This is a genomic window from Pseudomonas sp. NPDC087615 (genome assembly GCF_044743445.1).
Taxonomy (GTDB): domain Bacteria; phylum Pseudomonadota; class Gammaproteobacteria; order Pseudomonadales; family Pseudomonadaceae; genus Aquipseudomonas; species Aquipseudomonas baetica_A.
The window spans coordinates 1-11039 of the sequence record NZ_JBIUWM010000095.1 but is presented as its reverse complement, the minus strand read 5'-3'; the positions used below and the strand labels follow the sequence as shown (position 1 = coordinate 11039).

Below are 11039 nucleotides of genomic sequence, written 5' to 3'. Positions count from 1 at the left end.
TCCCACTCGTGCTTTAAGCACCGCGGACTCACTGCTTGCCATCCACCCCTCTCATCTCAGAGTTTATTCCCAGATCAAGACACAAGCGGGCTTGCCCGCGAAGGCGCCAGAACGGACACCCAATCAATCATCAGGTGATCCCGACAGCCGAATCACCCCGGCATTTGCAGATTATCCAACGCCCGATTCACCGCCAGTTCCCCCAGCATGATCAACTGCGCAATCCCCAACAACGCCCGACGCTGCGACGCCGGCAACAGACTGGCGACGTTCTGGGCGATGGTTTGCGCCGAAGCGAGTGTTTCACTGGCATCGAGCAGCAGTTCTTCATTTTTGTTGTCCGCCGTCACGGCGTACATCCCACAGCTTTTGCGTAGAGGCGGCGTGGAACCGGCCCATGGGCGTGTCGCCAGGGATTAAGCGGTTAGGCTGCCAAATCACCGAAAATTAAAAATCAATTTGCCTACCGCCGATTTGAGTTTCCTTATCATTCTGACCGGCAACCATAGCCGAAGCGCTAATTGCATTTTGATTCGCCCAATCACGAAGTTTCGTGAACTCGTCTTTACGCATTTTGCTCATGGGTACAAAACGCGAAATAGTCGTTTCAAAATCCACCATCGTCAGGTCGCTTAAATCACCAGAGCCATTCATCCGCCGTGAGAACGCTTCAATCAGCGAGTCCCCAACCCAAGCTTCGATTTCAGCACCAGAAAGCACAATGTCTTTACCAAAATTCGACTCGCCGCCTAGAGCAGACAATCGATCCAAATCGAATTTTTCTGGATCACGCTTCAATTTCTTCAGATGTATTTCAAGAATCTTCTTTCTTTCCAATGTCGACGGGAAGTCAACGAAAAATATTTCGTCGAATCGCCCCTTCCTCAACAACTCCGGCGGTAAGCTGTTGATATTGTTAGCGGTAGCAAACACAAAAACAGGTGCCGTTTTTTCTTGCATCCAAGTCAACAGCGTGCCGAATACGCGTGTAGCAGTGCCACCATCAGATGCCCCTCCGGAAGAGCCAGAAAGTCCTTTTTCAATTTCATCGATCCATAGGATGCAGGGCGAGATAGCTTCGGCAGTACGTAGTGCGGAACGAATATTGGATTCTGAAGAGCCGACCACCCCTTGGAAGATTTTTCCCATATCCAAACGCAATAAGGGCATGTTCCATGACGACGATATGCATTTCGCCGTTAGCGACTTGCCGCAACCAGGAACTCCCGTTAAGAGCAAACCCTTCGGGGTTCTGACACCAAACTCCTGAGCCAACTGCCCAAAACACTGGCTACGCAAATGGAGCCATTTCTTAAGAGTTGCCAGCCCTCCAACATCTTCAAGACTTACCTTTGAGTCAATGTATTCCAAGATGCCTGTTTTCCGTATAATTTGTTTTTTCTCGGAAAGCAGATCCTTTACGGTGTTTTCATTTATATTCAGACTGGATACCAATGAACGAGACAAGCTATTGTCAATTTCCAACCCCGTGAGGCCCAAAGCGGCATCAATGAGTTTATCTTTTGCCTCACTAGAAAGATCAATCTTAACGCTGCCATTACCCTGCCATGAATTAACAAAGTTATTTATCTGAGCCTTAACTTCTTCTCTTGACGGGAGTGGAAAATCAATTAACGTGATTTCCTTTTGCAGATCATTGGCAACTTCAAAGCTGGGTGCCACGACAATGCAGTTACTTCGATAACCACGCGAACGGATATTGATGGCTAAATCTCGAAGTCGACGGCGGTAGACAGGGTTTGAGCTTGAGGCAAGGTAGTTATGAGCATCACAAAAAACAAAAATGTTTTTGCTGCCCTCCTCCTTCGCCTTTTCTTCGCAAAAATCCAAGGCCATTTTCAGATCAAAGGTTTTATCCCCAGCCACGACGCCATTTATCTGCACGCCTAGCGTCGAGTTCCAAACGAACAAACGATGGCTGAGCGCCTTGGCGATTTCAGAAATCTCATTGAGTGCACGCTCTTCCTCAAAAGTTTCAATGACCAAAATCGCATAACGCGCTTTTAGGTAATCTGTTATCTGCTTGGTACGGCTCATGCTTATTATCCCTGCGCTTGAACTGAGTTATACATGCATCGGAAGACCGGTTTTGGTAACGCCAGAACTTGAAACAATAAACTCGACAACTCTTCCAGTACGAAAAAAGTCAATATCGACTCTGTCGCTGGTTTTGATAATTTGCTTGTGCTGATAGGGATGTTTAGCGTTATGCCGATACCGACCGGCCAGCGTCAAGTCTACGGCTTTAACAACTCGAATCATGCCTTCATTCTGGAATATCTCTTTTGGCGTATAGCCTGTATAGAGTATCCAGTTTTTCTCGCCATCGACGGCATGTATTAATTGTTCCAAGGCTGGCGCCTGGTCGAGCGGTTCCCCCCCGGAGAGGGTAACCCCAGCGATGTCCAGTGCATTTATCTTCTGAGCCAATTCATAAACAGACATCAGCGTATTCGCTTCGCCATCATGCGTCGTCTGGTTGAAACATCCCTTACAATTCAGCACACAACCCTGCACCCATAATGTCAAGCGTAATCCAGGGCCGTTAACGCGGCTTAACTCCATATGGTGTAAATTGATTTCCATTTAGAAGTTCGCACTGAGAATTTGAAGGGTTTGCTCTTCATGAACTACGGTATATTCCGGCTTCCACTCTGTTACAAGCTCCGCCATAGGGCTAGAAAGTAGAGCCTCAAGCTCTTCAGTAAGTTTTGTGCAAATATCGCCTTTCACGCCATGCACTTCCTCCGTAATTGCATCGCCCGTAAAAGTGACATGAATACCGTATTCATAGCGAGGTCCAAATTCAATCTCGAACCCTTGAAGCGTTTCTTTCACCCTTGCTGGAACCCCTGATGCTTCTATGCGCTTGATGGTTTCATCGATGGCTACGCTGATGTATGCTTTCTGAAAGCTTAAAGCCAAATCATCCATTATCGCTTCATCGTTGACCGAAATATTTTCCCGTTCGATGAGGAGTTTGTATGAGCCCGCCTCAATTTGGCAAACAAATAGATTGAATCCATCAGCGGTTTGGCCACAAATAGCCCTGTATTGCTGCGTGCCCAAATAGCCTAACTTGCTCAACACTTTTTTACTGAAATCGCTGGCAAACGTGGAAACCAGACTCGTCGTCGGGCTAAGGCCCATCTTGCCGAAAGCTTTGGCAATAGCTTCTTCATTAACATAAGAAAATTCAAACTTTGTACAATGCGACATTATTAAAGCTCCAGCCTGCGACCGGGAACAACTTCTTCGGCGGCCTGGATAGCAATTAACACATCAGGGGCAACCTCGATGTTACGCACAGGCGCCATGGGTACAAGCGTCGCTTCAGGCGCAACATTTTTTAAAGCCGGGGCTGGAGTTTCGGAGTTGACAACCACTCGACGTCTTTGTACTGCCTGTGATGCACCACTATCGCTCAGAAGACTTGCATCAATCGCTTCTAACAGCCGTCTTATTATCAGGATTGGATTTGATGTGAGCTTTTCATATAGTTCAATGCGCAACAAAGCATCGGCTCCATCATTGAATTGCAATTTAACAAAATGATTTTGGGATGCATCGCCAGCGATGCCAATGCGCGAGATCTGATTCATGTCCCGTGACAGCTTTCTCCAAACACTCCCGTCAAACGACGCAACAATTAACTTGGTCGCTGTTGCGGCAAAAGCATTGCAACCATTTTTAACCTCACCGGCATCAAAATTCTGGTAGCTGACCAGAATTTTCTCCCCGGCAGGAAATCCCAGAGCGGTTTCCAAATATTCATTTGTTGAAAAATCGATATCCTCGTGAAATTTTAATGTTTTTGAATAAAAATAAAGACAAACAATGCCACCTATTCCATAGTACAGTGTTGTCATCGCCGTTTCCGGTGCAAGAACTGCAATAATTACCCCCGACAGAATAATTATTGCATAACCGTAATTTATACCCGCCTTTGTATTGAATTTTTTATTTCTATAAGCCTGAAATGTTTTACCGGGAATATATTTTTTTGAAGGTGCAAATAGCAGGACACCCACACCAAAAAAAATCAGAGTGATAAACCCCATTGCAGCCTGGCGAATTTGCCCATTCTGCAACCCTTCAAGAAGTGCCCTCGCACCGCCAAAAATAAAAACAGGTAGGCTTGCCAGGATTAAAAGTCCCAATATCTTACCTTTGGCGATCATCATCATTTTCCACACCGGGATAGTTCTTATCATTCACAAACCTTCTAGAGTTGATTCAGTAGCGCGTAGTGACGGGATGACTGTAGAACTGCTGATGGGTCTATGCTACATGACGACCTTTGATTTATCACGCACTAGGGATGGTCTGAAGTAGCCATACGGTTCGAGCTAACTTCAACCACTGCCGATTTTGAAAGTGGCCAGTCGATCCAAAACGCTTTGGCATTGCCAATAGAGAGCGTCACGGGTAGTTGGCTCCCCTGCAGATCGTAACGGCCATGTACCCTACAATCGAGCGGTAGCTCCGGCAAGGCGCCAAGCACTCGTTTGTGAACGCCAGGATCGGACTTCAAAAAAAACCTCCAATTTATGAAATTGAACGGGGAACACTATCGGTGATAACCCTGAAAAATCCTGTCAGTCCTAAAGCGCCGTGAGGGAGCGATTCGACGTTTTTGTCGGCGAACTCAACTTGGTTAAACTGGAGCGCTTTTTTACACACCCTGTACCAAAAAGCTCATTGCGTGACAATGGTATCGTCCACTCCTTTTCAAAATTCCTGACAGATTATGAATACAGCCGAATCTTCAATACGGGTCATTAATCCCGCGCCAGGCATCCCTGAATCAATGGATACCTGACATGGCCAACCCATCGCAGAACGCGAGATTAAATGAGTTGCTGGCTGTGAGCGAAGCCAGTATTGACAGGACTGAGTCCAACACCGACTTATTGAAGGTGATCCATGAGTTCGCCTCGTACGATGGCCCGCTCGAATTCGATCGCACACGCGCATGGTGGTTTTTCGGCACTGGCCTGTTATTGCTTGCGAGTGCAGTGGCCCTTTATTGGATTGGGAACATCTCTAGCGTCGCTCTGTTCTTTTATCGATTGGAAATTGATCCCGACTCGTTCGGCATGGGCACTGGTTTTCTTGGCATCGTGATTGCCGCTTGGAGTCTGACATGGATGAAATCCAAATCTAATCGGTTGCCGTTGCTCAGTAAAAGAATTGCTCGACTGTCATCCTACTTCCACAACGGACTGACTTTGCTGAAAGAAGACTCGGCCACGACCCTCAAGAAGCTGGACACAGAATTTGGTGATTACCGCCGGGGCGACTACAGCCGCGAGTTGGTCGAGTCGATACAGGGTGTATTCCCCGGCACGTTGCGCAACCTCCCTTACCACTATCGCCAGTTGCACTACGTTAACAGGCGAACAGTGCAAACCACGGTGACCGACAAAGATGGAAAAACCAAAACGGAGACTCGAGTGGTTTACGACCACTACGATCGGTACAGCCTGGTCATCGACTTTCCATGGGTCAGCGGGATATCGGTTAGATCTGATGACCAATCGGAGAACGACTATCCGTGTCCCATGGACACGGCTTCTCCGGATTTCAATAAAGCGTTCCGTTTGACCGGTCGCAGCGAGATGCTCTGTGCGAAATTCATCAAGCCTTCGACGGTGCTCCACTTGCTGAAGCTGTTCGACATCCTCGATCGTCCGAACCTGGAGTTCTCCAACAGTGGAGAGCTCTGCCTCAGTTTCGCGAGCAGCGACCTGTTCGCGTACGGTGCTCAGTATTCGCTGGCTTCGCCCAACAATTTTTACGCAGAAATTTCTGCCGGTATCGAACTGCCGCGCCTGATGTCTGCGCTCCAATGGAGCCATGCACTCAGCGAACTGCACGATGACAACTTTGCCTCCTCTCCCCTAACAAGCCGCCAAGAGAAGTAAGCCATGGACATTGCACTCATCCTTTCCGCTGTTATCGCTGTCGTCATCATCGTAGCGGGCTTCAGCCTCTACAACGGCATCATTGGGGGGCACAACCGAGTACAACGTGCCTGGTCAGACGTGCTCGTTTACGAACGCCAGAAGACCAAGGTGCTCGATCAGCTTCAAAAAGTGCTCTCAGACTTCATGGTCTTTGAGTCCAGCCTCCTCGAAAAAATCGCCGGCCTTCGCAGCGCGGTCAATGCCCTTCCTGCTGGAGCAGACGGCAACGCCCTCACGAAAGTTGAAACCGCCTCGAGGGAGCTGATGGGTGGCTTGCGCGTTACCTTTGAGGCTTACCCTGATCTGAAAGCATCCGAAGCGGCGAACAACATGATGCGTGAAATCGCCGAACAACAAGAGAACGTCGGCGCGGCCATCACCATTTACAACCGCAACGTCGAACTGTTCAACAACTCCATCGAAATGTTCCCAGGCTCGCTCGTCAATGGCCTGTTCAACAAGAAAACGCGTGTGACGCCGTTCTCCGATACCGAAGCTTCGCAAAGTTTCTCTTACACCCCGAATATCTAAACCGCGTCATGCATCGAACCCATCACCCGTGAGGGTGATGGTCGATCATCTCCCTGCTCAAATAGATCCGCCGCCAATTTTTCCAAGCGCGATGCCGAAAGCAGCAAAAAGGTAGACAGCCCCGGCTGGAGCGACTGTCAAATGAAGCCTTCAATCCTCGTACTTACCGCCCCCAACAGGTTTCAGCGCCGAACACGATGCCCGTGACCAACACAAAACCCTGTGGGAGCGGGCTTGCCCGCGAAGGCGCCAGAACGACCGCCAGATCAATCAACAGGCGATCCCGACAGCCGAATCACCCCGGCACTTGCAGATTATCCAACGCCCGATTCACCGCCAACTCCCCGAGCATGATCAACTGCGCAATCCCCAACAACGCCCGGCGCTGCGATGCCGGCAACAGGCTGGCGACGTTCTGGGCGATGGTTTGCGCCGAAGCGAGTGTTTCACTGGCATCGAGCAGCAGTTCTTCATTTTTGTTGTCCGCCGTCACGGCGTACATCCCACGGCTTTTGCGTGGCGGCGGTGTGGAACCGGGCGGACAGAGGTAATGGTCGAGCGCGCGGTCGGCGGCTTCGTGGAGTTTTCTGGAATCGAGGGATTCGTAAGGAGAAACCGAGTCGGTTTCGGGCGGGTTGGGTGTTGGTTTGATCATGAGTGAATCTCCAAATCATAGAAAAGGAGCCATCATCTTTCGCTACCAAACGAAGGGGTGGTGGCCATACGAAGGTTGGTAGACCGGTGACTTGGAAAACCGGCGCGCCCGAAGACGCCCTGCGCATGGCCACCATAAATACACAGCCCCAAAAAGGCCTGTATCGGGTGACGCTCTGCGCCAAGTCAAAACCGGGCTACCAAACCCGATCGCTGATTCGTCAGCGACCGAACCACAATAGAACCCGCCCCCAAGGCGCACAAGCCGGCAGATTCTGGCGTAGCTGTAGGCAATTACGCAAGGATGTGTAGCCTGAGAGAGTGTCTGGAGATGTCTTTTTAAACATTGGCGTTTATCGAGACTTCATTCCCATCACGTACCTCTAAATCGGTCCGTCCCATTATCTCTGCCTTACCCCTAGCGAAATGCTCAACAACCTCGCCACCCTTCTAGACACTGCTCACCGCAGATTGCCTATCGGATGCTCGATCATTTCCAGCGGTTGGTATAGGCCAAAACTCACCCTGGAACTAGGAGTCAGTTCCCGGCCCAGCAGATTTTCGATTTATCCAAAAAACCAAGGGTTATTTATTGACATAAGCACTGATGCTGCTTAGCTATTGAATGATGCGTGACTAATCCAAGGAAAAGCCATGACCGACCAAGGAGTTGAAATCGCACAAATATCATTTTTTCTCGCAAGAGAAGATAAAAAAATCGGATCCATACTTGATCAAAAAAAAGACGCTTTAAAGAACTTATCCGCAAGTGAATTTAAATTCACAACTAATGAGACAGATTGTCATTTTATATACTTTGAAACCACAAACATAAAATCAAATCCGCCATGGCTAAACTTCATCAATGAAAAACTCCCTTTGGACGATGCGCCACTCTTCAGTTCAAAAAGTAAGAATCCAAATGGGATTTTATTTTTAACCATCAATGGCAGAGTGTTTGCAGCAACCTTTGGACGGAGTGCCGTAAGCTATCTTGATCGCGATGCCTTTGAGCCGGACTTCGGAATAAAAACAGCTATGAACATGTGTGGCAACGAAGAAATACGCCAGACAAAAAGTGAGAGTCACGCCATTACACCAACACATATTGATAGGCAGGTAAATAAACCGGCTGACTCTTTCGCTTTCGGCCTTAGCGAAGCGGAAGACCTGCGTTATATTTCGGCTCACATGAAAGACCACAAAAATATAACCCTTCAAGGTCGAAACAACTTAACAATAAAAATCATTGGAAAAGAGAAACTTAGCTGGCAGGTATTGATCGACTATTGCGAAGAGTTTTTAGTGGCTTATGCAAGTAAGGAGTACACCAAGCTGTTTCCAAACTACAAGCATTTTGACGAGGCAACGGAGTCAGACAGCAACACTCTAGATGAGTACCTAGTCAACCAACTTCGCTTGAAAAACACGAGCAATATCAGCCTTGGAATACCAGAAGTACTAATTGACTCAGATTATGGATTCGCCTATTCAAATAACAAAAAATCCGGAGATAAAACTTATGCATATTTAGAAATTCATCAAATATTCGAGCATATAAATGCGGAAAAAATAACCTCCACAAAGCTAAAATCAAAACATATTTATGCGTACTCATACGAAGAGGATCAAGTGCTTGGCTATAAGAAATGGCCACTATATAACTGCCTATCTTTTGAGCAAGCTCTAGGGGATAAGTACTTTGTATTAAGTGATGGGAAATGGCTGGAAGTAGATAGCGACTTCTACAGCGAAATAACCAACTTTACTAAAATCACGCTCCACGAAGAGGCTTGCGAGGAAATTTATAGGGGGGTCGATATCAGCGACGATGAAAAAATGCAGAATAGAGAGAGCATCTTTAACAAAACAATCTGCGAAATACGCCCTTCATGCGTTTTGTTTGACCAAGCAAAACTTCAAATCGGTTCTGGTCGCAAAGACAAAGAATTTTGCGACATTCTAGATCTCACGAATGATAATAAGATTAGGATTATTCATTGCAAACCATACAAAAATGCCTCTTCAACGAACTATTTATTTTCACAAGCCCAATTCTATTGCCATGCGTTCATTAACGATCAATCTTTCCTGGGAGAGATCAGGAACCATATAAGTTTATCTACCAGCACAAAAAAAACAGAATACCTAGACTACATAAAACCCAACATAGCGGAGATACATGGCAAAGACTATGTTGTTTGCCTATGGCTCCTGTGCGATCAACGCGCAGCGACTCCGGTTAAAACTGAAATACCATTAATGGCCCAATATGAATTGAAACTCATGCACGAACACTTGCGAAACACATGCAAGTTTCACGATGTCATAATACGTTTTATTCCCGTCGTTAAGAAAAATTACGTCAAGGGCATTTCCAATTGATAAATTGGAAACACTTTTTACACAACTTAATCATGATTCAAAAGGAGCGACATGGCTATTGACTTAGTAAAGATTGCTCAATCAATTTCGAAGACTGGTTTCAAACTGGAGTATGAAATCGGAAAAACCTTGAGAAAAAACGGATGGCACCTGATTAGCAACCGTTGTTATATTGATGACCTCGAGGGAACGGTAAGGGAGATTGATCTGCTAGCCTATAAAGTTACAAACCTAAAAGACTTAAGCATTTACACAGTAATAATTATAAGCTGCAAAAAAAACGAAGCTAACTCATGGGCTCTTCTATCTCGCCCGGTGGACGACAAAGACCCAAACTATAATTGGCGCCCTTTTAAAGGGTGGACTAACCACCCCGCCATACATCACTACATGTCAAAAATGACATGGTCTCCGTCTTATCACGAAAAACTATCAAAAGAATGCCCTGTATTATTTTCCGCACCAAATGTAGACGTATTCGCCTTCCAAGAAATGAGCAAAGCAAATTCATCACCTCAAAACGACAAAAATATATTTGCCTCAATTACATCTCTAATGAAGGCACAGTCTTATGAGATGAGTATTTTGAAGGAACGCCAGAAAAACAAAAAACGAATTTATCAATTTAATCTAGCATCAATCATTGAGAGCGAGTTAGTGAGAGTCTTATTTCAAGATGATGGCATCTCAGCAGAATCAGTGAGCGCCGAAGACTACCTTTGTCGATACATATTAAACCAAAAAGAGGAAGTAGCCAGAATTAAATTTATCACTGCGCGTGCATTCCCAGACACTTTACAACAATACTCTATACTACACACAAGCAATTGCGAATTCATTCAGGAAAGCTATGATAAATTTTATCGCGACGCATACAAGGACTGGTCAAAAACCCAAGCACTATTACCAGATTTTAACAACCTTGCTAAACCTGCGTTACGGATGGCTCTTTACCGACACACTCGTAAATTCTCCACAACTTCAGATCTTTCTTTAAGCTGGAGTGAAAAACAAGAAGCATTGTCAGTAGATATCGATGCGGACGACATTGATCTTGATATGGTTGCCAAATTGAACCAAGATAAACAATTTAAAAAAGAGATAGCTATCGCCATTGCAAATGTATTCCATTACGAAGGCGATTTCTCATTCGATATAGGAATTCCATTTTAAACAGTTTTACATTTTTGCTTTAATTCTTTACGAAACAGACACCTTATATCAAGATAGTCATTCGGATGCCTATTTCCTAATAAAGACCTTAGTGGTCGGCATTTACAGAAATCAGACAAGGATTACTCTTTCCCTCTCCTCTCTCTACTTTTTCTTAGACTTAAACTGCCACCATGTAAGTCGCAAAACAACCTAACTTCTACTCTACAACTCTGCAGTGGTCTAATTTCCCCGGACACCCCGATAGGTGGAAAATACACCTATTGAGGAGCTCTCCATGACCGACAAACGCAAAGTATTCGACGA

At 46.2% G+C, this 11039-nt stretch carries 9 protein-coding genes and 1 pseudogene; 4 read left to right on the top strand and 6 right to left on the bottom strand.

Translation table 11 applies throughout. The features are described 5' to 3' along the window. Positions 1-152: 152 nt before the first annotated feature. The 5 genes and pseudogenes from ACIOU6_RS26875 to ACIOU6_RS26855 all read right to left on the bottom strand — a co-directional run. Positions 153-392: pseudogene (locus tag ACIOU6_RS26875) on the bottom strand (DUF6124 family protein); the annotation flags it as partial. 55 nt (positions 393-447) lie between these two features. Continuing rightward, complete coding sequence (locus ACIOU6_RS26870) at positions 448-2058, bottom strand: AAA family ATPase (RefSeq protein ID WP_221733518.1); 1611 nt, start codon at positions 2056-2058, stop codon at positions 448-450. Positions 2059-2085: 27 nt separating this feature from the next. Next, entirely contained in the window at positions 2086-2607 is a 522-nt protein-coding gene (locus ACIOU6_RS26865; protein ID WP_401139700.1) for a 4Fe-4S single cluster domain-containing protein, read from the bottom strand. After that, the gene (locus ACIOU6_RS26860) at positions 2608-3240 is read right to left on the bottom strand and encodes a DUF2997 domain-containing protein (protein ID WP_401139698.1); all 633 of its coding nucleotides are present in this window, start codon (positions 3238-3240) and stop codon (positions 2608-2610) included. It lies immediately after the preceding gene. Between the two features lie 2 nt (positions 3241-3242). After that, a complete protein-coding gene (locus tag ACIOU6_RS26855) occupies positions 3243-4208 on the bottom strand; it encodes a hypothetical protein (RefSeq protein ID WP_401139695.1) in 966 nt (321 codons plus the stop codon). Between the two features lie 636 nt (positions 4209-4844). Between ACIOU6_RS26855 and ACIOU6_RS26850 the strand changes: the two genes are divergently transcribed. Together ACIOU6_RS26850 and ACIOU6_RS26845 are read left to right on the top strand one after the other, a co-directional pair. Further along, on the top strand, positions 4845-5948 hold the full coding sequence (locus ACIOU6_RS26850; protein WP_401139692.1) for a hypothetical protein: 1104 nt from the start codon (positions 4845-4847) through the stop codon (positions 5946-5948). Between the two features lie 3 nt (positions 5949-5951). After that, on the top strand, positions 5952-6521 hold the full coding sequence (locus ACIOU6_RS26845; protein ID WP_339495251.1) for a LemA family protein: 570 nt from the start codon (positions 5952-5954) through the stop codon (positions 6519-6521). 295 nt (positions 6522-6816) lie between these two features. Here ACIOU6_RS26845 and ACIOU6_RS26840 read toward each other — a convergent pair whose 3' ends face one another. Then, positions 6817-7176, bottom strand: coding sequence for a DUF6124 family protein (locus ACIOU6_RS26840; RefSeq protein ID WP_401139689.1), 360 nt, complete (start codon positions 7174-7176; stop codon positions 6817-6819). A gap of 653 nt (positions 7177-7829) precedes the next feature. Between ACIOU6_RS26840 and ACIOU6_RS26835 the strand changes: the two genes are divergently transcribed. Both ACIOU6_RS26835 and ACIOU6_RS26830 read left to right on the top strand, forming a co-directional pair. Next, positions 7830-9560: a DUF6119 family protein gene (locus ACIOU6_RS26835; RefSeq protein WP_401139686.1), complete on the top strand. Its 1731-nt coding sequence runs from the start codon at positions 7830-7832 to the stop codon at positions 9558-9560. Between the two features lie 51 nt (positions 9561-9611). Then, a complete protein-coding gene (locus ACIOU6_RS26830) occupies positions 9612-10733 on the top strand; it encodes a hypothetical protein (RefSeq protein ID WP_401139683.1) in 1122 nt (373 codons plus the stop codon). Positions 10734-11039 lie beyond the last annotated feature (306 nt).

Bases quoted from the DNA above. Each gene is read 5' to 3' on its own strand.
- ACIOU6_RS26870 (WP_221733518.1), bottom strand. From the start codon at position 2,058: ATGAGCCGTACCAAGCAGATAACAGATTACCTAAAAGCGCGTTATGCG.
- ACIOU6_RS26865 (WP_401139700.1), bottom strand. From the start codon at position 2,607: ATGGAAATCAATTTACACCATATGGAGTTAAGCCGCGTTAACGGCCCT.
- ACIOU6_RS26860 (WP_401139698.1), bottom strand. From the start codon at position 3,240: ATGTCGCATTGTACAAAGTTTGAATTTTCTTATGTTAATGAAGAAGCT.
- ACIOU6_RS26855 (WP_401139695.1), bottom strand. From the start codon at position 4,208: ATGATGATGATCGCCAAAGGTAAGATATTGGGACTTTTAATCCTGGCA.
- ACIOU6_RS26850 (WP_401139692.1), top strand. From the start codon at position 4,845: ATGGCCAACCCATCGCAGAACGCGAGATTAAATGAGTTGCTGGCTGTG.
- ACIOU6_RS26845 (WP_339495251.1), top strand. From the start codon at position 5,952: ATGGACATTGCACTCATCCTTTCCGCTGTTATCGCTGTCGTCATCATC.
- ACIOU6_RS26840 (WP_401139689.1), bottom strand. From the start codon at position 7,176: ATGATCAAACCAACACCCAACCCGCCCGAAACCGACTCGGTTTCTCCT.
- ACIOU6_RS26835 (WP_401139686.1), top strand. From the start codon at position 7,830: ATGACCGACCAAGGAGTTGAAATCGCACAAATATCATTTTTTCTCGCA.
- ACIOU6_RS26830 (WP_401139683.1), top strand. From the start codon at position 9,612: ATGGCTATTGACTTAGTAAAGATTGCTCAATCAATTTCGAAGACTGGT.